The organism is Agrobacterium sp. lyk4-40-TYG-31 (assembly GCF_030209855.1).
In the GTDB taxonomy this organism is placed as follows: domain Bacteria; phylum Pseudomonadota; class Alphaproteobacteria; order Rhizobiales; family Rhizobiaceae; genus Agrobacterium; species Agrobacterium vaccinii.
On record NZ_JARVRE010000004.1, the window covers coordinates 88,804 to 110,880 of the forward strand.

At 58.4% G+C, this 22,077-nt stretch carries 24 protein-coding genes; 15 read left to right on the plus strand and 9 right to left on the minus strand.

Annotated features, from left to right (window positions below):
- Nucleotides 1-5 precede the first annotated feature (5 nt).
- From QRN55_RS05720 to QRN55_RS05750, 7 genes are all read left to right on the plus strand, one after another.
- On the plus strand, nt 6-1,319 hold the full coding sequence (locus QRN55_RS05720) for an ABC transporter substrate-binding protein (protein ID WP_173998397.1): 1,314 nt from the start codon (nt 6-8) through the stop codon (nt 1,317-1,319).
- A 153-nt stretch (nt 1,320-1,472) separates the two neighbouring features.
- Nucleotides 1,473-2,345 carry a carbohydrate ABC transporter permease gene (locus QRN55_RS05725; protein ID WP_045228296.1) on the plus strand — a complete coding sequence of 291 codons (873 nt, stop codon included), beginning with the start codon at nt 1,473-1,475 and terminating at the stop codon, nt 2,343-2,345.
- A gap of 11 nt (nt 2,346-2,356) precedes the next feature.
- Nucleotides 2,357-3,181: a carbohydrate ABC transporter permease gene (locus QRN55_RS05730; protein WP_045228297.1), complete on the plus strand. Its 825-nt coding sequence runs from the start codon at nt 2,357-2,359 to the stop codon at nt 3,179-3,181.
- Between the two features lie 11 nt (nt 3,182-3,192).
- Nucleotides 3,193-4,191 (plus strand): ABC transporter ATP-binding protein, encoded by a 999-nt coding sequence (locus tag QRN55_RS05735; protein ID WP_284775597.1) that lies wholly within the window; start codon nt 3,193-3,195, stop codon nt 4,189-4,191.
- 86 nt (nt 4,192-4,277) lie between these two features.
- Nucleotides 4,278-5,759, plus strand: a complete 1,482-nt coding sequence (locus QRN55_RS05740; protein ID WP_284775599.1) for a mannitol dehydrogenase family protein — start codon at nt 4,278-4,280, stop codon at nt 5,757-5,759.
- A 16-nt stretch (nt 5,760-5,775) separates the two neighbouring features.
- Nucleotides 5,776-6,459, plus strand: a complete 684-nt coding sequence (locus tag QRN55_RS05745) for an HAD family hydrolase (RefSeq protein WP_111837482.1) — start codon at nt 5,776-5,778, stop codon at nt 6,457-6,459.
- A gap of 63 nt (nt 6,460-6,522) precedes the next feature.
- Nucleotides 6,523-8,094 (plus strand): FGGY-family carbohydrate kinase, encoded by a 1,572-nt coding sequence (locus QRN55_RS05750; RefSeq protein WP_284775601.1) that lies wholly within the window; start codon nt 6,523-6,525, stop codon nt 8,092-8,094.
- A 72-nt stretch (nt 8,095-8,166) separates the two neighbouring features.
- On the opposite strand, the gene QRN55_RS05755 is transcribed toward QRN55_RS05750, so the two are convergent.
- Complete coding sequence (locus QRN55_RS05755) at nt 8,167-8,988, minus strand: MurR/RpiR family transcriptional regulator (protein ID WP_233121987.1); 822 nt, start codon at nt 8,986-8,988, stop codon at nt 8,167-8,169.
- 312 nt (nt 8,989-9,300) lie between these two features.
- On the opposite strand from QRN55_RS05755, the gene QRN55_RS05760 reads away from it, so the two are divergent.
- Nucleotides 9,301-10,026, plus strand: coding sequence for a sulfate transporter family protein (locus QRN55_RS05760; protein ID WP_284775604.1), 726 nt, complete (start codon nt 9,301-9,303; stop codon nt 10,024-10,026).
- Here the strand turns inward: QRN55_RS05760 and nth are convergent.
- Nucleotides 10,000-10,770: an endonuclease III gene (gene nth, locus QRN55_RS05765; protein ID WP_284775606.1), complete on the minus strand. Its 771-nt coding sequence runs from the start codon at nt 10,768-10,770 to the stop codon at nt 10,000-10,002. The genes QRN55_RS05760 and nth overlap by 27 nt on opposite strands.
- 56 nt (nt 10,771-10,826) lie before the next feature.
- Here nth and QRN55_RS05770 point away from each other — a divergent pair, with 56 nt between their 5' ends.
- The 4 genes from QRN55_RS05770 (at nt 10,827) to QRN55_RS05785 (ending at nt 12,855) form a co-directional block, all read left to right on the plus strand.
- Nucleotides 10,827-11,309, plus strand: a complete 483-nt coding sequence (locus QRN55_RS05770) for a DUF2244 domain-containing protein (RefSeq protein ID WP_284775608.1) — start codon at nt 10,827-10,829, stop codon at nt 11,307-11,309.
- 71 nt (nt 11,310-11,380) lie between these two features.
- Nucleotides 11,381-12,253 carry a methylated-DNA--[protein]-cysteine S-methyltransferase gene (locus QRN55_RS05775; protein WP_284775609.1) on the plus strand — a complete coding sequence of 291 codons (873 nt, stop codon included), beginning with the start codon at nt 11,381-11,383 and terminating at the stop codon, nt 12,251-12,253.
- Nucleotides 12,254-12,321: 68 nt separating this feature from the next.
- Nucleotides 12,322-12,558, plus strand: coding sequence for a CopG family ribbon-helix-helix protein (locus QRN55_RS05780; RefSeq protein WP_233121982.1), 237 nt, complete (start codon nt 12,322-12,324; stop codon nt 12,556-12,558).
- Between the two features lie 6 nt (nt 12,559-12,564).
- Entirely contained in the window at nt 12,565-12,855 is a 291-nt protein-coding gene (locus tag QRN55_RS05785) for a type II toxin-antitoxin system RelE/ParE family toxin (protein WP_284775613.1), read from the plus strand.
- A 13-nt stretch (nt 12,856-12,868) separates the two neighbouring features.
- Here the strand turns inward: QRN55_RS05785 and QRN55_RS05790 are convergent, their stop codons facing one another.
- Nucleotides 12,869-13,846: a sugar-binding transcriptional regulator gene (locus QRN55_RS05790; protein ID WP_284775615.1), complete on the minus strand. Its 978-nt coding sequence runs from the start codon at nt 13,844-13,846 to the stop codon at nt 12,869-12,871.
- 200 nt (nt 13,847-14,046) lie between these two features.
- On the opposite strand from QRN55_RS05790, the gene tal reads away from it, so the two are divergent.
- Nucleotides 14,047-15,003: a transaldolase gene (tal, locus tag QRN55_RS05795; protein WP_284775616.1), complete on the plus strand. Its 957-nt coding sequence runs from the start codon at nt 14,047-14,049 to the stop codon at nt 15,001-15,003.
- Nucleotides 15,004-15,095: 92 nt separating this feature from the next.
- Here tal and QRN55_RS05800 read toward each other — a convergent pair whose 3' ends face one another.
- Complete coding sequence (locus QRN55_RS05800; RefSeq protein ID WP_284775617.1) at nt 15,096-15,860, minus strand: IclR family transcriptional regulator; 765 nt, start codon at nt 15,858-15,860, stop codon at nt 15,096-15,098.
- Nucleotides 15,861-16,002: 142 nt separating this feature from the next.
- Between QRN55_RS05800 and QRN55_RS05805 the strand changes: the two genes are divergently transcribed.
- Nucleotides 16,003-16,734: an SDR family oxidoreductase gene (locus QRN55_RS05805; RefSeq protein WP_284775619.1), complete on the plus strand. Its 732-nt coding sequence runs from the start codon at nt 16,003-16,005 to the stop codon at nt 16,732-16,734.
- A 181-nt stretch (nt 16,735-16,915) separates the two neighbouring features.
- Here QRN55_RS05805 and QRN55_RS05810 read toward each other — a convergent pair whose 3' ends face one another.
- From QRN55_RS05810 to QRN55_RS05830, 5 genes are all read right to left on the minus strand, one after another.
- Nucleotides 16,916-17,089 carry a DUF1328 domain-containing protein gene (locus tag QRN55_RS05810; protein ID WP_045228307.1) on the minus strand — a complete coding sequence of 58 codons (174 nt, stop codon included), beginning with the start codon at nt 17,087-17,089 and terminating at the stop codon, nt 16,916-16,918.
- A gap of 128 nt (nt 17,090-17,217) precedes the next feature.
- Entirely contained in the window at nt 17,218-18,069 is an 852-nt protein-coding gene (locus tag QRN55_RS05815; RefSeq protein ID WP_284775621.1) for a metal ABC transporter permease, read from the minus strand.
- Nucleotides 18,066-18,926 carry a metal ABC transporter permease gene (locus QRN55_RS05820; RefSeq protein ID WP_284775623.1) on the minus strand — a complete coding sequence of 287 codons (861 nt, stop codon included), beginning with the start codon at nt 18,924-18,926 and terminating at the stop codon, nt 18,066-18,068. Before QRN55_RS05820 ends, QRN55_RS05815 begins: the two co-directional genes overlap by 4 nt.
- Nucleotides 18,919-19,806: a manganese/iron ABC transporter ATP-binding protein gene (locus QRN55_RS05825; protein WP_502871309.1), complete on the minus strand. Its 888-nt coding sequence runs from the start codon at nt 19,804-19,806 to the stop codon at nt 18,919-18,921. Before QRN55_RS05825 ends, QRN55_RS05820 begins: the two co-directional genes overlap by 8 nt.
- Nucleotides 19,806-20,696 (minus strand): metal ABC transporter substrate-binding protein, encoded by an 891-nt coding sequence (locus QRN55_RS05830; RefSeq protein ID WP_284775626.1) that lies wholly within the window; start codon nt 20,694-20,696, stop codon nt 19,806-19,808. The genes QRN55_RS05825 and QRN55_RS05830 overlap by 1 nt, the downstream gene beginning before the upstream one ends.
- 321 nt (nt 20,697-21,017) lie before the next feature.
- On the opposite strand from QRN55_RS05830, the gene QRN55_RS05835 reads away from it, so the two are divergent.
- Nucleotides 21,018-21,980, plus strand: coding sequence for a hypothetical protein (locus QRN55_RS05835; protein ID WP_284775628.1), 963 nt, complete (start codon nt 21,018-21,020; stop codon nt 21,978-21,980).
- Nucleotides 21,981-22,077: the final 97 nt, after the last annotated feature.

Sequence of the window (22,077 nt, forward strand, 5' to 3'; positions counted from 1 at the left end):
AGATCATGACTTTGAAGACACTTCTGCTGGGCGCGTGCTCGGCTCTCGCCTTTTCGGGCCTCGCTTCCGCAGAAACGCTGACCATTGCCACCGTCAACAACGGTGACATGATCCGCATGCAGGGACTGACATCCGAATTCACCGCCAAAAACCCCGATATCAAGGTTGAGTGGGTCACGCTGGAAGAAAACGTCCTGCGTGAGCGCGTCACCACCGATATCGCCACCAATGGCGGCCAGTACGACATCATGACCATCGGCAACTACGAAGTTCCGATCTGGGCCAAGCAGGGCTGGCTTCTGCCGCTCGAAAAGCTCGGCGATAACTATGATGTTGCAGACATGCTGCCATCGATCAAGGGTGGTTTGACTGTCGATTCCAAGCTTTACGCGGCACCGTTCTACGGCGAATCCGCCATGATCATGTATCGCAAGGACCTGTTTGAAAAAGCAGGCCTGAAGATGCCGGAAAACCCGACATGGGAATTCATTGGCGATGCAGCCCGCAAGATCACCGACCGCAAGGCCGATGTGAACGGCATGTGCCTTCGTGGCAAGGCCGGTTGGGGCGAAAACATGGCCTTCATCACGGCTCTCACCAACTCCTTCGGTGGTCGCTGGTTCGATGAAAACTGGAAGCCACAGTTCGATCAGCCGGAATGGAAGAACGCCCTTCAGTTCTACGTCGATCTGATGAAGGATGCCGGTCCATCCGGTGCTTCCTCCAACGGCTTCAACGAAAACCTGACGCTGTTCCAGCAGGGCAAATGTGGCATGTGGATCGACGCCACCGTGGCTGCATCCTTCGTGTCGAACCCGAAGGACAGCAAGGTTGCCGATCAGGTTGGCTACGCGCTCTTCCCGACGCACGGCGAATTGAAGAACCACGGCAACTGGCTCTGGTCCTGGAACCTTGCCATTCCGAAGAGCTCGCAGAAGGCAGACGCTGCTGAAAAGTTCATCGCCTGGGCAACCAGCAAGGAATACACGCAGCTCGTCGCATCCAAGGAAGGCTGGGCCAACGTTCCTCCGGGCACTCGTACCTCGCTCTACAAGAACGCGGATTACGAAAAGGCGGCGGGCTTTGCAGCGCCGACGCTCGCTGCCATGAACGCGGCAGATATCACCAAGCCAACGGTGAAGCCGGTGCCTTACACAGGCGGCCAGTTCGTGGCCATCCCTGAGTTCCAGTCGCTCGGCACCACGGTCGGTCAGCTGTTCTCGGCAGTTGTTGCCGGTCAGTCCAGCGTCGATGATGCGCTTGCCGGTGCTCAGTCCACGGCCACGCGCGAAATGACGCGCTCGGGGTACATCAAGTAATCCTCCCGAAGAACCGCCGTCCGGCCCTGATGGCCGGGCGGCATCTTTGCCAAACAATTCGTTTATTTAAGCGTCGTTACCCAATCAGAATAAGAAAATGCCAAGCGTTTCCGTGCCCTTGAGAGGCATGGTCCGGAATTGGGAGGGAGCCTCATGGCTACGCAAAACACAAAAAACCTGGCGCGGATCATGATGGCGCCATCGGTCATCCTGCTTTTGGTCTGGATGATCGTGCCACTGTCGATGACGCTGTGGTATTCGTTTCAGAATTACAATCTTCTGAACCCGGCCAATGTCAGCTTCGCTGGCCTGTTCAATTATCAGTATTTCTACACAGACCCGGCCTTCTTCCAGTCCATCTGGAACACGCTGGTCATCGTCGGCGGCGTGCTGATGATTACGGTCATCGGCGGCATCGGCATTGCGCTGTTGCTGGACCAGCCCATTTTCGGGCAGGGCATCGTGCGCATTCTCGTCATCTCGCCGTTTTTCGTCATGCCGCCGGTTGCGGCTCTCGTCTGGAAGAACATGATCATGCATCCCGGTTACGGGGTGCTGGCGGACCTGAGCAGGTTCTTCGGATTTCAGCCCATCGACTGGTTTTCGCAGTTTCCGCTGCTGTCCATCGTCATCATCGTGGCCTGGCAGTGGTTGCCGTTTGCAACGCTCATTCTGCTGACGGCACTGCAGTCGCTGGATGGCGAGCAGAAGGAAGCCGCCGAGATGGATGGCGCAAGCTTCTTCAGCCGTTTCATCTATCTGACGCTGCCGCATCTGGCGCGGGCCATCACCGTCGTCATTCTCATCCAGACGATCTTCCTGCTCGGCGTCTATGCGGAAATCCTCGTCACCACCAATGGTGGCCCGGGCTACGCCTCGACCAATCTCGCCTTCCTCATCTATCGCACGGCGCTGCTGGGCTATGATGTGGGTGGAGCGTCCGCCGGTGGCATCATCGCCGTCATCCTTGCAAACGTCGTCGCCATCTTCCTGATGCGCGCCGTCGGCAAGAACCTCGATCGATAGGAGACAGGATCATGGCTCGTAAAGTCTCGACACGCTCCAAAATCGGCTTCACCATCGCCGCCTGGGTCATTGCCCTCCTGCTGTTCTTCCCAATCCTCTATGCGTTTCTGACGTCGCTGAAGACGGAACCGGAAGCGATTGCGGGCTTCAGCCTCTGGCCATCGGGCACGTTTGAAAACTACATCACGGTCAACACGCAGCGTGATTACTTCAAGCCGTTCATGAATTCGGTGATCCTGTCGGTCGGCTCCACCATCGTTGCCCTCATCATTGCGATACCGGCGGCATGGGCCATGGCCTTTTCGCCCACCAAGCGCACCAAGGATATCTTGATGTGGATGCTCTCCACCAAGATGATGCCTGCGGTGGCGGTGCTGGTGCCGATCTATCTCATCTTCCGCAATGCCGGTCTGCTCGATACGCGCATCGGCCTCACCATCATGCTCACCTTCATCAATCTGCCGATCGTGGTGTGGATGCTCTACACATACTTCCGGGAAATTCCGGGTGAAATTCTCGAAGCATCCCGCATGGATGGTGCTTCGCTGTGGAACGAGATCGTCTATGTGCTGACGCCGATGGCGATCCCCGGCATTGCCTCGACGCTTCTTCTCAACATCATTCTGGCGTGGAACGAATCTTTCTGGACCATTCGTCTCACCACCACCAATGCCGCACCGCTCACAGCCTTCATCGCCTCCTTCTCCAGCCCGCAAGGTCTGTTCTGGGCGAAGCTGTCTGCCGCTTCGATGATGGCGATTGCGCCGATCCTCGTGCTTGGCTGGTTCTCCCAGAAACAACTCGTTCGCGGCCTGACCTTTGGCGCGGTGAAATAAGGAATAAGAAAATGGGCAGCATTTCCCTTAGAAAAGTTTCCAAGGTCTTTGGTGAAGCCAAGGTCATTCCGTCCATCGATCTCGATATCGAAGATGGCGAGTTCGTGGTCTTCGTCGGCCCGTCCGGTTGCGGCAAGTCCACGCTCCTGCGCCTTATTGCAGGTCTTGAGGATGTGACCGGCGGTCAGATCATCATCGATGGCAAAGATGTGAGCGAAAAGGCACCGGCGGAACGTGGCCTTGCCATGGTGTTCCAGTCCTATGCGCTTTATCCGCATATGAGCGTGCGCAACAATATCGGCTTTCCGCTGAAAATGGCCAAACTCGACAAGGCCGTCATCGACAAGAAGGTCAATGATGCCGCAAGCGTGCTGAACCTCACCGATTATCTCGACCGTCGCCCCTCGCAGCTTTCAGGGGGTCAGCGCCAGCGCGTTGCCATCGGTCGTGCCATCGTGCGCGAACCCTCGGCCTTCCTGTTCGATGAGCCGCTGTCGAACCTCGATGCCTCCTTGCGCGGCACCATGCGGCTGGAAATTTCCGAGCTGCACAATACGCTGAAGACGACGATGATCTACGTCACCCACGATCAGGTGGAAGCCATGACCATGGCCGACAAGATCGTCGTGCTCAATCGCGGCAATATCGAGCAGGTCGGCTCGCCCATGGAGCTTTACAAGACGCCGCGCAACCTGTTCGTCGCAGGCTTCATCGGCTCGCCACGCATGAACTTCGTCAAGGGTGCCTATGCGCAAGCCAAGGGTGGCGATACCGTCGGCGTTCGCCCGGAACATCTGCTGCTGTCGAAGGAAAGTGGACTGTGGCAGGGCAAGGTCACGGTTGCCGAACATCTCGGCTCCGATACCTTCATCCACATCAATGTCGATGAGATCGGCATGATTACCGCCCGCGCCGGTGGCGAGTTTGCGTGTCAGCATGGCGATACCGTTTTCATCACGCCGGATGACAGCAAAATCCACAAGTTCGATAGCAACGGCCTGGCCATCTAACGGCCAGACCGCATCGCCGGATGGCTGGCCATATCAGCGGCCAGAACCGGCGACTGCTCCATGACAGGAAATTCGAGGATCGTCTCATGACATCAAAACTCTCGCTCGCAACGCTGGATCAGGTCAAGGCAACGGCGTCCGTTCCGTCCTATTCGCGTGACAACCTTGTCCCCGGTATCGTGCATTTCGGTGTGGGCAATTTCCACCGCGCCCATCAGGCCATCTATCTGGACGATCTGTTCAACACCGGTGCCGACCATGACTGGGCCATCATCGGCGCGGGCGTTCTGCCATCTGACACCGTCATGCGGGAAAAGCTGGCGGCACAGGATTTCCTCACCACAGTGGTGGAGCAGGACAACAACCGCACCGGCGCGCGCGTCACGGCCCCGATGATCGACATCTTGAAGATCGGTGACACAGCCGCCACCATCGAAACGCTGGCCGATCCGAAAATCCGCATTGTCTCGATGACGATCACCGAAGGCGGGTATTTCATCGATGCCTCGGGCACGTTCAATCCGCAGCACCCGGCCATTGCCGAAGACGGCAAGAATCCGACGGCTCCCAAGACGGTTTTCGGCCTTATCGTTGCAGGTTTGAAGGCCCGCAAGGACAAGGGCATTCAGCCTTTCACCGTCATGTCCTGCGACAACATTCCGCATAACGGCAAGGTCACGAAAAACGCGGTCGTTGGGCTCGCAGCACTCTCCGATCCGGCCTTTGCCAACTGGATCAGCGACACCGTTTCCTTCCCCAATTCCATGGTGGACCGTATCACGCCTGCCACGGGTGATCGCGAACGCGATATCGCCCGCGACGATTTCGGCATCGACGACAACTGGCCAGTCTTCTGCGAAGAGTTCAAGCAGTGGGTGATGGAAGACAATTTTCCTGCTGGCCGTCCAGCGCTGGAAAAGGTCGGCGTGCAGTTCGTGCCAGAAGTTGCACCCTATGAGCATATGAAAATTCGTATTCTCAACGGCGGCCATGCGGCGATTGCCTATCCGGCGGCCCTTCTCGATATCCACTTCGTGCATGAGGCGATGGAGCACCCGCTGATCCGCGCCTTCCTCGCCAAGCTGGAGAAGGAAGAGATCATCCCGATCATTCCGCCGGTGCCGAATACGGACCTCAATGAGTATTTCGATCTGATCGAGCGGCGGTTCCTCAACCCCAAGATCGGCGACACCATTCCGCGCCTGGCGCAGGATGGCTCCAACCGCCAGCCGAAATTCATCCTGCCATCAACGGCGGATCGTCTGGAAAAGGGCGATGACATCGTCGGCTTGTCGCTGGTTTCGGCGCTCTGGTGCCGCTATTTTGCAGGCACGTCCGATAGCGGCGCGAAGATCGTCTTCAATGATGCCAGCGCCGAGCGCCTTCAGGCCGCAGCCACCAAGGCGAAGGATGATCCGATGGCGTTTCTGGTACTGGACGATATCTTTGGTGAGGTCGCCAAGTCGGAACTCTTCCGCAAACGCTTCGCCCATGCCTTGAAGACGTTGTGGGAGAAGGGTACGGCTGAGACGCTTGAACTTTACCTGCAAAACAAACTCGTCAGCTGACGAAAAGAGATGTGCCATGCAAACCGGGAACGCTCCTCTGCTGATCTTTGATTGCGACGGCGTTCTCGTGGATAGCGAGCCGGTCTCGATTGCGGTTCTGATCGATATGGTCGCCCATCAGGGCGTCCAGATCACCGAAGAGGAAGCCTATCAGCGCTTCCTCGGACGCAGCGTCGCCAGCATGACGGCGACGCTTTGGGACGAATACGGCGTCGAAACCGATATCGACTTTCTTGAGCACATGCGCAGCGAACTCTTCCAGCGCTTTCGCGATGAGCTGAAAGCCATAGAGGGCATGGCCGAAACGCTGGATCGCCTCTCGGTTCCGCGCTGCGTCGCCTCCTCCAGCCAGCCGGAACGCATCCGTTACTCGCTAGGCCTCACTGGCCTGCTCGACAAGCTCGAACCCCACATTTTCAGCGCCACGATGGTGAAAAACGGCAAGCCCGCGCCGGATCTCTTTCTGCATGCGGCAGACCAGATGCAGGTGAAACCGAGGGATTGCATCGTCATCGAAGACAGCCCCGCCGGAATTGCCGCTGCCAAGGCGGCAGGCATGCGCGTCTTTGCCTTTACCGGCGGCTCGCATGCCCGGTTTCCGGCATTTCGTGACCACATTGCCAGCCTGAAACCCGATCTGGTGTTTGACGCCATGCCGGATTTGGTCCAACTTGTGGCCGATCAAACTGCGCGGATTTAACGCTGCCGATGCTGTCGGTAGCCACGCGCAAGGGTCGCGATTGAGGGATGGGAATTTAGCTTGATGCGTCAACATCTTGTTGCTGTCGATGTCGGCACGGGCAGCGCCCGCGCTGGCGTTTTCGATGCGAGCGGCAAGCTGATGGCCCGCGCAACCCACCCCATCATCATGCAAAGGCCGAAGGAAAACCACGCCGAGCATGATTCCGCCGATATCTGGAACGCCGTCTGCATCGCCGTGCGCAAGACCATGGCGGATGCCGGTATTGCAACGTCCTCGGTTGCAGCCATCGGCTTCGACGCCACCTGTTCGCTGGTCGTGCGTGGGCCGCAGGGCGAGCAGGTCACGGTGTCCACCACAGGCGAAGACCGCTTCGACACGATCGTCTGGCTCGATCACCGAGCTATCGCAGAAGCCGATTTTCTCAGTGATTCCGGCCACCCTGTGCTGGACTTTGCAGGCGGATCGATTTCGCCTGAGATGCAGATGCCCAAGCTGATGTGGCTCAAGAAACATCTGCCGGATAGCTGGGCAAAGGCCGGATATTTTTTCGATCTCGCCGATTTCCTGACATGGAAGGCAAGCGGCAGCACGCAGCGTTCCAATTGTACCCTTACCGCCAAATGGAATTTTCTGGCCCATGAAGGGCAGGGCTGGCGCAAGGATTATCTTGAAATAGCTGGCCTTGGCGATCTCCTGCAACGCGGCAACCTCCCCACAGAAACAGTCGCCCCTGGGCAAAGCGTTGGCAAGCTCTCAGCGCAAGCCGCCGAAGAGCTTGGCCTCGATATCGGCTGCGACGTTGCGGCGGGCATGATCGATGCTTACGCAGGCGCGCTGGGCGCTCTCGGCGGCAGTCTGCAATCGGACGTCGGCAGCAATGTCGCGCTGATTGCCGGGACCTCCAGCTGCCTCGTCACGCTAACGCCAACGCGTATGCCGGGCCACAGCCTGTGGGGCCCATACTGGCAGGCAGTCCTTCCCGGCCACTGGCTGGTGGAAGGCGGGCAATCGGCCACCGGCGCGCTTCTGGACCACGTCGTGCTTATGCATGCCGCAGGCGGCGAGCCGACCTCGACCCTCCATGCCCGCATCGTGGAGCGCGTGCTGGAACTGCGCCGCACGGAAGGCGATGGCTTTGCCGATCACCTTCATGTTCTGCCGGATTTCCACGGCAATCGTTCGCCTCTTGCCGATCCGCATGCCCGTGGCGTCGTCAGCGGTCTCACCCTCGACACCTCTTTCGACAGCCTCTGCCGTCTCTATTGGCGCACGGCGGTGGCGATTGCGCTGGGTGCGCGCCATGTGCTGGATGCGATGGAAGGCTTCGGCTATACGGTGGAAACGCTGCATGTGACCGGCGGCCATGTGCACAATCCGCTTCTCATGGAGCTTTACGCGGATGTCACGGGCAAACGCATCGTCGTGCCAGCCACGGCAGATGCCGTTCTTCTCGGCACGGCCATGAATGCGGCTTCTGCGGGTTGTGTTCACCAGGGATTGGCGGCTGCCGGTGCTGCCATGTATTCCGGCGGAGAAGTCCGGCCTTCAGACAAGGCGGTTGGCCATTACGACCGGGACTACAGGCGGTTTCTCGCCATGTACCGGCACCGCGAGGAACTGGCCGGGCTGTGATAAGCCGTCATGCCATTGTCATATCCGGGCGATAAAAGAAAAATGGAGCGGCTATGAACCGCTCCATCAAGCTCAGCCATTCAAAGCCCGCTGCATGTCACCAATGCGGCGGTACCGGTCTCTGCGTCCGGTTTCGCTTTTCTGAGAAAGAGAATGCAGCATGAACTCGGTGATGGCCACCAGTTGCAACATGCTGTGCCCACCATTCGGCCCCAGCGGAATGGTCAGACAGATGTCAGCGCTGTCAGGACCCCACTCGTAAAAACGGGTGGTGATCAGCACGGTCTTGTATCCGGCCTTCATGGCCATCTTCGCAAGACGCTGCAGGGCTGCAAGGTTGCCGCCGCAGTCCATCAGCACCAAAAGCGTACCGTCGACGGGTTCGTCCATCAGCGCGATGTAGGTTGCACCGTCGCGCTGGAGGTAGTGAACGCGTTCACGCGATTCCAGCAGCTTGGTGTAGAAGTAGCGGCAGATGCCGAAGCTTTCCGCAGAGGATGCGATAAACACATCGCGGCTTTCGGCAATGTTGCTCAGCGCCGTTTTCCATACGGATTGTCCGGCCAGATCGTAAACCGCCTGAACGGCCTGAATCTGCTGCAACATCAGCGATGACAGGGGCGTCTGCGGCGCTTCCTGTGCCATTGTGGGTGCAGCTTCTGGAACATGCGCTTCCTCGCGCAGATGTTCGCGAATGTCGCTGAGCTGGCGGTAACCGAGCGAGCGCAGGAAGCGGCCTACCGTCATCGGGCTCAGGCTCAGCTTTTCAGCGAGGGTCGCAGCGGTCTCGAACGGCAGTTCGGCCAGGTGCTCGATAAGGTATTTCGCAATTCGCCGTTCCGACGGTGTACCGGTCTTCAGCGAACGGGTGAGATCAATCAGCAATTTTTCCAACGACGCCTCGTTCTTCTATTCTTTAGCGGACGATGGTGGTGAAGCGGCTGTCCCGCTGCCAATCGTAACGACTAGGGTTTCATAGGCGAAGCGTCATCCCGTCGATCCCCAATCCCACGAGAAATACAACTTTTTGCCTGTTTGTTTTTATAGTTTAGTGGTTGCTTTTCTTCAAGCACAAAATAATGGGTTGAAGTTTTTCTTTTTGGGAGGTTGCGGCATTTCTTGCCAAGAGGGGTCGATACCCCTATCTGCCACGCATCAGGCGGCACCTCTCGATCGATTGTAAATCCGCCTAAATGGAGGCAAATGATGATTTTCTACGCCGCGCGGCAGGGTTTCGGCAATCTTTTTGCACCGGAGACTCGCTCAGCTTTCTGGAAGGTCCTCGGCCTTACGATTTTGGTGCTCATCGGGCTCTGGTTTGCCGTTCGCGGCATCTTCATCTGGCTTGCCTTGCCATGGATTGATTCGCTCCTGCCCGGCATGCCGGAATGGGCTGGCTGGTTGAGCTTCATCTTCGCCATTCTGGCCGGTCTTGGCCTTGCGCTGGCACTGGGTCTGTTGATCTCACCCGTTACCGCCGTCATAGCCGGTCTGTTTCTCGATGATGTGGCCGAGGTGATCGAGAAGAAGGATTATCCGGCTGATCCGGCTGGCACGGCCATGCCGCTCACCGAGGCTATCCCATCGTCGCTCAAATTCTTCGGGGTGGTCATTCTGGGCAACATCATCGCGCTGTTGCTGCTGCTCGTTCCCGGCGTCAATCTCATCGCGTTTTTTCTGGTCAACGGCTATCTGCTGGGCCGGGAATTCTTCGAGTTCGCCGCCATGCGCTTCCGCACGCCAGCCGATGCCCGCGCCTTCCGCTCAAAGCACGGCACGAAAGTCTTTATGGCTGGTCTGGTGATCGCCGCGTTTCTGGCTGTCCCCTTCCTCAACCTGCTGACTCCGCTGTTTGCAGCCTCGATGATGGTGCATCTGCACAAGGCGATCAGCAGACGCGATCCGTCATTCAGCAACCAGCTGGGCCGGTAACTCCACCAGGGGTGCGGGAATATCGCAGGTCTTTTCCGGCGCCTTGCAGATATCGGCAATCACGCAGCGCTCGCATTCCGGCTTGCGCGCCTTGCAGCAATAGCGCCCGTGCAGAATGAGCCAATGATGCGCGTGGAACATATATTCGTCGGGAATGATCTTCACCAGCCGCTCTTCCACCTCGTCCGGGGTCTTGCCCGGCGCCAGACAGAGCCGGTTGGCGATGCGAAACACATGCGTATCGACTGCCAATGTCGGCACCCCGAACGCCATGGACATCACCACATTGGCGGTCTTGCGCCCCACGCCCGGCAGCATCACCAGTTCTTCACGGGTGCGCGGCACCTCGCCACCAAACTGGTCGATCAGCATCTGCGACAGCGCAATGACGTTCTTGGCCTTGTTGCGGTAAAGTCCGATGGTCTTGATGTAGCCGATCAGCCGTTCCTCACCCAAATCAAGCATCTTCTGGGGTGTATCGGCCACCGCAAACAGACCGCGCGTGGCGCGGTTGACGCCCACATCGGTCGCCTGCGCAGAAAGCGCCACGGCCACCACCAGCGTAAACGGGTTGGAGTGTTCCAGTTCGCCCTTGGGCTCGGGCCGCTGAATGGAAAAGCGGCGGAAAATCTCGACCAGCTCATCATGCGAATAGAGCGTCTTGACCTTCGCGGGCTTGCGGCGTGCCGTGGAATTTGACTTTTTCGGCGTTTGGGTGCTGGATCGTTTCTTGGCTATTGTCATGTTGCGACTAAAATTCGGGATCAGGCTTCGTTCAAACATCGGGTGAGGGCGGCAAGGTGGACGGCGTAAACGAGCAGCCGGTTTTTACAGCGGAACTTGTTCCTTATCGCTCCCTGGGACGCAAGGGTTTTCGCGTCCTTCTTTGCCTCACGGGTGCCGTCAGCCTCGTCTACGGCGTCTTCTTCCTCGTCACCGGCGCTTGGCCCATCGGCCTTTTTCTGGGACTGGATTTCCTGCTGCTCTACTTTGCCTTTCGCGCCAATTACCGGGCAGCCAAGGCGCGGGAGGAGGTCACGGTTTCGCGCACCAACCTTTCCATCCGCAAGTTTTCACCCGCAGGCCGCATGGTCGAATACCGCTTCAACCCGTTCTGGGCACGTTTCCGGGTCCGGCGCCATGATGAGATCGGCATTCTCTCCATGCATGTTTCGGGCGAGGGGCGCACGACGGATATCGGCTCCTTCCTCAATCCCGATGATCGAGAGAGCTTTGCCAAGGCGTTTCGCGGCGCGCTCGCCACGGTGCGGCTCAGAATTTAGCGGGTGATCGCAAGAAACGGGTGGAGATACGCCCCGCCACGTGGTTTTGTCTGATGCCAAGGAGACACGCCATGAACGCCAATATCACCCTGAAGGATGACATTACCCCGGTCGGTTCGGATTACGAGACCGTGCGGCGGGTCATCGAAATCCTGACGGTGGAATACCGCGATCAGCCCTCACTCGAAACCATTGCAACGCAACTCGGACAGTCGCCGACGCAATTGCAAAAAACCTTCACCCGCTGGGCCGGGTTGTCTCCGAAGGCTTTTCTTCAAGCCGTGACGCTCGATCACGCCAAGCGGTTGTTGCGCGATGAAAGCCTGCCGCTTCTGGATGCCGCACTCGAAGTCGGCATGTCCGGTCCAAGCCGTCTGCACGATCTCTTCGTCACCCACGAAGCCATGTCGCCCGGCGAGTGGAAGGCCAAGGGTGGCGGCCTGCTCGTTCGCTATGGCTTCCACCCATCGCCCTTCGGGCTGGCGCTCATCATGATCACCGACCGCGGGCTGGCCGGTTGCGCCTTCGCGGATGCGGGCGAGGAAAAAGCCTGCTTCGAAGACATGTCGCGCCGCTGGCCCAATGCCGACTATCTCGAAGACAGCGCCGCCACCGCACCCTATGCCTCACGCATCTTCGATGCGGACAGATGGAAAAGCGACCAGCCCCTGCGCGTCGTTCTGCTCGGCACGGATTTTCAGGTTCGCGTCTGGCAGAGCCTGCTCAAAATCCCGCTCGGCAAAGCCGTCACCTATTCCCACGTCGCCCAAGACATCGGCCAACCCACCGCATCCCGTGCCGTTGGCGCCGCCATCGGCGCTAACCCCATCTCCTTCGTCGTTCCCTGCCACCGGGCGGTTGGAAAAAGCGGCGCGCTCACGGGGTATCACTGGGGGCTTACCCGTAAGCGCGCGATGTTGGGTTGGGAAACGGGAAAGGTTTGATTGGCGAACGGACGATGTGATATGGACTTAAATTCCAATCTGCCGTTTGAAAAGCGTGTGAAGAGCAAATGAAAAGCACGATCCAACTTTCCGATGATATCGACCGCCGCATCGATCTTCTGGCGTCGCGGAGCAGTTTGACCCGAAGCCAGATCGTTGAGGACGCTCTTGCGCATGGCCGTTCAATAGCTTGGCAGGAGCAGTGGATTGCTGGTGTCAAAGAAGGGCTTGATGATGCAAACAATGGTAGTTTCGCCAGCGATGAAGAAATTGCCGAGGTTCTGAACCGTTACGATCAGGCTTAATCGGCTGTGCGTATTATTTGGACAAGGCGATACCTAAAAGAGCTCGTCGCGATTAGCGACTATATAGCAGAACAAAATCCACGAGCGGCGGCTCGCGTCATAGGTCTCATTCACAGGAAGACCGGAGACCTTCTAGCAGCGAACCCATTCATTGGTCGCAGAGGCGATATCGAGGGTACTCGGGAGCTGGTCATACCCGGCACGCCTTACATTGTGGCTTACAGGGTCATGGGTGACGATATTCAGGTTCTATTCGTGCAGCATGGCGCGCGCGAATGGCCCCGCGAGATCTATTGAATTATCCGCCCTTTTAGCTTTCCACCAAATCCAGCAACGCCCGCGCCGCTGCCTCATCCGTAATCAGCGTATTACACCCAATGCGGTTGATCGTCGCGCGGATGGCGATGGCGCGGTGGGCGCCGCCGGAGGCGAGGACGATGTGTTTGGCCTTTTTCAGCGTATCCAGACCAATCGCCATGGCGCGCTGGTTGATAGGGTGGTCGACGGAGTGGCCCTCTGCATCGATGAAGTTGAACATGGTGTCGCAGACGCAGCCTGCTGCCACCAGTTCATCATGCGTCTGTTTGGAAATGAAGCCTTCCGACAGCGATGTCGAATGCGGGCCGATATCGCCGCAACTGACGATGGCGAGGTCGAGATTTTCGGCCAATTCGAACAGTGTGTTGAGGCCGCATTTTTCGATCAGCGCGCGGCGGGTTTCCTCTGAGTCCACCAGCAGCGGGGCGAGGAACATGTAGCATTCCGCTCCCAGTGCGCTGGCCAGCCGCCACGTATAATCCAGCGGGTTGGTCTGGTGGACCGCCACGATGCCGCCCAGGAGCGAAACGACCTTGCAGTTTTCCCGGCGCGGCGGGCGGAAGCTGGAGAGAGAGGCCGTCATGGTGCGGCCCCAGCCGACTCCGATGGTGGCATTGTCGGGCACGGCCTCCGACAGAAACTGGCCAAGTGCGAGGCCAACAGCCTTGGCGATATCTTCCGCCTTCGATGATGCGGAGGGAATGATGATCGCCTCATCCAGCCCGTAGGTCGCTTCCAGCTTTATGGCGAGTTCGACGTAGTCCTCGATGCCTTCATTGATCCAGATCTGCACCTCTGACCGCTTCATCGCCTCGTCCAGAAGGCGGATAACGGTGGAGCGGCTGATGCCGAGTTTTTCCGCCACATCCTTCTGCGTCATGCCCTGATTGTAATAGAGCCACGCGGCCCGCAGCCGCAGGGATGCAGCTTCGGAATAGGCCGTGTGAGTGTCTCTTCGCAGTTTTGCCACTGTTTTCGCCATGCTCTCGTTGAGAGACGAGTATCGCTCTTGTGAAACTTATGTCAATTGCATTGCGCAAATGTCTTGACTTTGAGGTTTGTGCGGCGCGATACTCGAAACATAGAAAACAACCGGTTTCGGCATCGCGCCCCTGCGTGGAACGGAACCCGGCTGAAGCAGTTTTCCAGAGATCACGAGGATCAAACGGCATGACGTCCAAACTTGACCAGCTCCGCAAAATCACAACGGTTGTTGCCGATACCGGCGATATCGAGGCGGTCGCACGCCTGAAGCCGGTGGATTGCACCACCAATCCCTCGATTATTCTCAAAGCATTGGGCACGCCGATGTTTGCCGATACGGTGACGGAAGCCGTTGCCTGGGGTAAAAAGCAGGGTGGCGATTCCGATGCTGTGGTTGGCGCGATTGCGGACCGTCTGGCGATTTCCGTTGGTGCAAAGCTGGTCGAACTCGTTCCCGGTCGCGTATCGACAGAAGTCGATGCCGACCTCTCCTTCGATACCAAGGCATCCGTCGCCAAGGCGCACCAGATCATCGCTGGCTACAAGGACCGTGGCATCGAGCGTGATCGCATTCTCATCAAGCTTGCTTCCACTTGGGAAGGCATCAAGGCTGCCGAAGTGCTGCAGGCCGAAGGCATCGATTGCAATCTGACGCTGCTGTTCTCGCAGGCGCAGGCCATTGCCTGTGCGGAAGCCAAAGCTTTCCTCATCTCGCCCTTCGTCGGTCGTATTCTCGATTGGTACAAGAAGTCCACGGGCGAAGACTACACGGCTGAGACCGATCCGGGCGTCGTGTCCGTTCGCAAGATCTACAATTATTACAAGGCCAACGGTATCTCCACGGTCGTCATGGGTGCATCGTTCCGCAATGTCGGCGAAATCGAAGCGCTGGCCGGTTGCGATCGCCTCACCATCAGCCCGGCGCTGCTGGAAGAGTTGGACAAGGACACCGGCACGCTGGAGCGCAAGCTCTCGGCTGACGATGCCAAGGCCGAGCCTTTGCAGTCGCTCGATGAGAAGGTCTTCCGCTGGCACCTCAACGAAGACGCCATGGCAACGGAAAAGCTGTCGGAAGGTATTCGCCAGTTCGCCAAGGATCTCGAATCCCTGCGCGGTATCATTCGCAAGCAACTGGCCGCTTAAAGAATTCTGGAACCTTCGCGATAGTTGCTCGTTATTAAAGTATAATACCTCCAGTCAAGAAAACGCGATCGGTCCCCTGCCGGTCGCGTTTTTTATTGTCCGGCGGCCACTTCCGAAATGGTGCGCGCCGCATCGCGGATGAGACCCACGCAGTCGTCAGCGCTCGGTGCATCGCTGTTCAACGGGGTAATGTAAGGGCAGGTGATCGCAGCCAAGGCTGTGCCATCCAGCGTCAGAACCGGCGCGGAGATGTTTCTGATGCCAGCCGTTTGCAAACTGTTCATGCTTTCGAAGCCGCTGGCCCTGATCTGCTCCAGACGTCCCATCAACCCGTCCGGCAGAGATACCTCATCGCCACGAAGCTGCTCGGCAATCATGATCTCCCGTTGCGCGTCGGTCTGGAACGCCAGCAGAACATGGCCGGAGCCGGTGTTGAACAGGCTCATCTGCGCCCCGACGCGGATCGATAGGGCCCAATAGGTGGAAGAATCCTGCTGGGCAATCACCACAACGGAACCACGATCATAGACCGCCAGATGGCAGGCCTGCGCCGCCTTGTTGGAGAAGTCGCGCATGACGGGCGCCGCAAAGGACACAAGCCTGCGCAGCGGCGCGTGAAAATGCGCGAGACCGAAGAGTTTGAGCGTCAGGAAAAACCGGTCGCCATCCTGCCGCTGCACGTAACCGCGCCGTACCAGCCGGTCCAGCATGCGGTAGAACTCGTTCGGGCTTTTGCCGATCGCCTTGGCGATTTCCACCTGCGTCAGCCCGCCATCGGTGCTGGCCAGAAGCTCGAGGATGTCGAGACCTTTGTCCAGCGCAGGCGCGCGGTAACGTTCACTGTCGTCTTCGATCATCCGTCCTCGGTCGCTTGCGGCCTGCGGTACAGCCCCGCATCGCCATGTTCACTTGACGTTATATGAATACACTGTTTACATATGAATTGTCGATCCATATTCGATTTAGGTTGCGGCCCTCATGGGGCGGGAGGAGCATAATATGGCGCAGGATTTCACCGGCCAGACAGTCGTCATCACCGCCGCAGGGCAGGGCATTGGCCGCGCCACGGCCGAGCGCTTCATCAGCCTCGGTGCGCGCGTCATCGCCACGGATATCAATGAGGCAGCACTTTCGACGCTGACGCAAGCCGAAACGCGGGTTCTGAACGTGCTGGATGGCGATGCAGTCAAGGCGCTGGCGGCGGATATCGGTCGCGCCGATATTCTCTTCAATTGCGCCGGCTTTGTCCATGCCGGCACCATTCTCGATTGCGAAGAGAAAGACTGGGATTTCTCCTTCGATCTCAACGCCAAAGCCATGTACCGCACTTGCCGCGCCTTCCTTCCCGCCATGCTGGAACAGGGCAAGGGCGCCATCGTCAACATGTCGTCGGTTGCGTCGAGCGTGAAGGGCGTGCCCAACCGTTTCGCTTATACGGCATCCAAGGCCGCCGTCATCGGCCTCACAAAATCCATCGCATCCGATTTCGTTACCAAAGGCATCCGCTGCAACGCCATCTGCCCCGGCACGGTCGATAGCCCATCCCTGCACGAGCGCCTGCGCGCGACCGGCGATTACGATCAGGCCCTGAAAGACTTCATTGCCCGCCAACCCATGGGCCGCATTGCCAAGCCCGAAGAGGTTGCGGCGCTGGTGACCTATCTGGCGTCGGATGAGGCGGGTTTCACCACCGGGCAGATCCATGTGATCGATGGTGGTTGGACGGCGTAGGGCGGCAGTTGCCGCACCCTTCTTCGTCATCCTCGGGCTTGTCCCGAGGATCTAATCACGTTTCCGAAAATGCAACGTAGCAGATACTCGGGACAAACCCGAGCATGACGGAAGTCTTTGGTAGAGCAAAACAAAAAACGGCGGGCCCTGCAACCCGCCGTTCTCCTTAACATTCGTTCTATCAGAGGATCGCCTGACCGGCCATCAGTGCAAGCACCAGGAAGATCAGGAACACGACCACGGCGATGAAGAACAGAATACGGGCGATGCCCGCCGTCGCCGCCGAGATTCCCGTAAAGCCGAAAACACCGGCAATCAGTGAGATAACGAAGAATATAAGAGCCCACTTCAACATGGTCGTACCTCTTTGCGTCAATTGATGCGGTCGAGCGCCCACGCTTCAACCTGTAGATATGACGCGAATCTAAGGCAGGTAGTTCCGCAGATTCTGAAATAATCTTTTCAACTGCGGGCAATTGTCTGTCACGCTGCCTTTTCCACGCGGTTGGTGGCACGCGCTTTCGCGGTGGTGCGAATGAAGGCGAGGATAAAGACGCCGGTCATGATCAGAACGATGGTCGGGGCAGGGGCGCTGTCGATGAGGAAACTGGCCCATATTCCGGCCAGCGACGAGCTGACGGCAACGATGACGGCGACGATCAGCATGCTGGAGAACTGCCGCGTCAGCAGAAAGGCGATGGCGCCGGGTGCGACCAGCATGGCAACGGAAAGAATGATGCCGATGGCCTGCAATGCGCCAACGACCGTCAGAGACAGCACCGCCAGCAAGCCATAATGCAGCAGGCGCACCGGCAGACCGATCGCCTTGGCATGCTGCGCATCGAAGGCATGGACCAGCAGGTCCTTGCGCAGCAGCACCAGAAATAGAGTGGCGGCCAGCGCAATCAGGCCTGTCTCGATGATGTCGCTCACCGCAACGCCCAGCATGTCGCCGAAGAGGATATGGTCCAGATGCACATCGCTCTGCACTTTCACGTAGAGAACGAGCCCCAGCCCGAACATGCCGGAAAAGACGATGCCCAGCACCGTGTCTTCCTTGATGCGGCTGTTTTCCTTGAGGAACCCGGTGCCCAGCGCGCAGATCATACCCGCAACGAAAGCGCCAATCGAGAAGGGAATGCCGACGATATAGGCGACGACGACGCCCGGTAGTACGGCATGGGAGACGGCATCGCCCATCAGCGACCAGCCTTTCAGCACCAGAATGCAGGACAGCATCGCCATCGGCACCGCAATCATCAGCGTGATGACGAAGGCATATTGCATGAAGGGTAGTTGGAACGGCAGGATGGCCAGTTGCAGGTTTTCGCTCATGGCGTGGTTTCCAATGCTGCCTTGGCCTTGGCGCGGGAGGCGAGATAGCCGTGTTTGGGCGCAAAGACGAAGGCCGTCAGGAAGATCAGCGTCTGCAACACCACGATGATGCCGCCGGTGGCACCATCGAGGAAATAGCTGAGATAGGCGCCGACGAAACTGGTGCCAGCGCCGATGCCGAAGCTCATGCCGATCAGCCGCTCGAAACGGTCGGTCAGCAGATAGGCCGTGGCACCCGGCGTCACCACCATGGCAACCACCAGAAACGCACCGACCGTCTGCAAGGCGGCAACGGTGGAGGCGGCCAGCAGGGTGAAGAAGATGATTTTGAGCAGATCGGGGTTGAGGCCCACGGTGCGGGCGTGGTTTTCATCGAAAAACACCACCATGAAATCGCGCCACTTCACCGCCAGCACCAACAGACTGATGCCGCCGATCAGGGCCAGCTGAAGCGTGTCTTCCGGCGTGATCGCCAGGATATTGCCCAGCACGATGGTCTGGATGTTGATGGAGGTCGGTGACAGCGACACCATGAACAGGCCAAGGCCGAAAAAGGAGGTGAAGATCAGGCCAATGATGGCATCTTCCTTCAACCGGGTCTTCTGGTTGAGAAACAGCATCGACCCCGCCGCCAACCCGCCGGAGATGAACGCGCCGAGCGAAAAGGGCAGGCCCAGCATATAGGCCCCCGCCACGCCGGGCACGATGGCGTGGGACAGCGCATCGCCGATCAGCGACCAGCCTTTCAGCATCAGATAAGATGATAGGAAGCCGCAAACGCCGCCCACGAGAGCGCTGACCCAGATGGCGTTCAGCATGTAGGAATAGGTGAATGGCTCGAGAAGAGTTTCAATCATGGCTCTTCGCTTTCGGTGTCGCGGTGGCCGTGCCGTCCTTGCTGTAGATCACGAAGGGCCGCTCGTCGTCGGTGATGACCTTGACGCGGCGCGTATCGGCATCGTCATGCAGGTCCTTGCCGCCCAGAATGAAGTGACGCAGACTGCCGCCAAAGGCCTTTTGCAGGTTGTCTTCGGTAAACGTGTCTTCGGTCTTGCCCGAAGCGATAACGGTGCCCTTGACGAAAACCGCCCGGTCGCAAAAATCAGGCACGCTGCCCAGATTGTGGGTGGAGACAAGCATGATGCGGCCTTCGTCGCGCAGTGCCTTCAACAGCGTTATGATCTGCTCTTCGGTGTTCACATCGACGCCGGTGAAGGGTTCGTCCAGCAAAATGACCTGGCCTTCCTGCGCCAGTGCACGCGCCAGAAACACCCGCTTCTTTTGTCCGCCGGAGAGTTCGCCGATCTGGCGCTTGCGGTAATCCACCATGTTGACGCGGGCCAAGGCTTCATCGACCATCTGGTGGTCGCGCTTGGAGGGGATGCGCAGAAAATTCATATGGCCGTAGCGGCCCATCATCACCACGTCTTCCACCAGAACCGGAAAGCTCCAATCCACCTCTTCGGCTTGCGGTACATAGGCGACGAGGTTGTTTTTCAACGCGTCGCGGGCGGGCACATCGAAGATGGAAACGGAGCCTGCCGCCAACGGCACGAAGCCCATGATCGCCTTGAAAATTGTGGATTTTCCCGCCCCGTTGACGCCGACAAGGGCGGTGATGGTGCCGCGCGGAATGGAAAAGCTGGCGCTGCGCAGCGCCGTGTGGCCGTTGCGGTAGGTTACGGTCACATCATCGACAGCAAGTCCGGTTTCCGCGCCCTTGCGCTTTCCCATCATCATTTGGAAAGACCTTTCACAACAGTTTCCGTCGTTACCCGCAGCAGGTCGAGATAGGTCGGCACCGGGCCGTCGGCTTCGCTCAGCGAATCCACATAGAGAACGCCGCCATAGGCAGCGCCGGTTTCCTTGGCCACCTGCTTGGCCGGGTCGGGAGACACCGTACTTTCGCTGAAAATGACCTGAATATTATGTTCGCGCATGGCATCGATCACGCCGCGCACCTGCTGCGGTGTGCCCTGGCTGTCGGCATTGACAGGCCACAGGAACAGTTCCTTCAGCCCGAAATCGCGGGCGAGATAGGAGAAGGCGCCTTCGCTTGTCACCAGCCAGCGCTTGTTCTCGGGCAGGGCTGCGATGGCATCGCGCATCGGCTGGATCTCGCGGCTGATCTTGTCGGAATAGGTTTTTGCATTGGCGGCATAGACGTCCGCATGGTCAGGATCGATCTGCGTCAAGGCCTTGCGAATGTTCTCGACGTAGATGAGGGCATTGTCCGGCGACATCCAGGCATGCGGGTTGGGCTTGCCCTGATAGGCGCCACCGCTGATCGACATCGGCGTGATGCCATCGCTCACCGTCACATTCGGCACATCGGCAAGGTTGGCCAGAAACTTCTGGAACCACAGTTCCAGATTGAGCCCGTTCCACAGGACGAGATTGGCATTGCGGGCCTTGAGAATATCGCGCGGCGTCGGCTGGTAGTTGTGAATCTCCGCACCCGGCTTGGTGATGCTCTCCACCTCTGCCGCGTCACCCGCCACATTGCGCGCCATGTCGGCAATAATGGTGAAGGTGGTGACGACCTTCGGCTTGTCGGCTGCACCCGCCGCAAAGGGTAGGAAAAGCGTTGCTACACAGAGAAAGAGACGAAGCGCGGACGATGTCATGAGCCTATAGAACTCCTAATGCGATTAATTCGCAATCTCAATCTGGTCCTGTGAAACGATTTTGTCAATGATATTGCAAATCATTCGCAATAAAGATGGTTCGAGTTTGTCTCGCTTATTTTCGCGGAATCCAAAAATGGTTCAGTTGACGGAGCGGAATATCGCCTCGGTTAAAGCTTCTTCAATGTGAACAGGTCAGAATTGATACATGCACGGAAGCAGTCTCACTGCCGCCGCGCCGAAATCGTTTCGCAGTTCGCTGCCTGGGCGGTTTGCGAATTTCGGACTTTTAACGGGGTAGTGGATGTCGGGACGATCGACGTGAAAGCAGTGTTCAAGAGAATACGGTTTTCTCGCAAGTTCGTATTGATCAGTGGTGGCGTCCTCCTTCTCGGGGGAGCGTCCGGCGTTGCCGCCATCATGGTTGGCCGCGAAAGCCTGTTCGGGCAAGCCACGGCCTCCGCCAACGGCCTCGAATGCAAGATCGTGCAAACCGTCAACATCAAGAAAAACGGCGCCGTCTGGATTCGTAAATTCATCCGCACCCAGGGTGGTGATGGGCCGGAGCGCGTCAAGACGGCGCTTCGCATCGCCAAGACCACCTATGACGAACTGAAACCGGATCTGGTGCAGGTTTCCATTCTGGATGAACACGGCCCGACCATGCGCTCGGATATGCGGGGCAGGGCAGTCGCAGCGCAGGTCCTCTTCATTCCCGATGTCGCGAAACTGCCGCCCGAAGCGGATGCCAAGACCTATTCCGCCTATTACTATGATGGTGCGCCCAGCACAGACGGTGTCTTTTACGGTCTGCGGATCGATCTTCCGCTGGAAGACACGCAGCATATGGCCGCAAGCCTCACGGACTTCACGCCCTGCGTCGATCCCGCCGCAGAAAGCGCACCGGCAGGTGGTCACGGTGCTGCGCCTAGCGGACACGATAAACCAGCCGCCGGTCACGGTGAAAGCAGCGGCCACGGCGAAGCCGCACCACCAGATGCTAGCCATGGTGAAACACCCGCGGCGTCCGGCGAAGGCGGCCATGGCGAGCCTTCCGCGCAGGATAGCCATGCCGGCCCAGACGATCCGAAACTGCTGACGTCTACGCCGGAGAATGATAGCGTTAGCATATTCAGTTTCGCTTATATTAAATCACTGATTTTCGGCAAGGGCCCAACGGTTGCCGTTGCCGCAGAGCCTGACCACGCGCAGGCCGCTGAGGCAGGCCACGATGTGCCAGAAGCTGCCGCTGCCCCCGCGGAAGACGCCAAACCTTCTCACTAAACATCAACCTCAAAGCCAGACATGTCGGGTATGAACGTGCGGTTGCGCTGCACACTGCTTACTGCGCGGACAAATTTATACGGTCGAGGGAATGGAA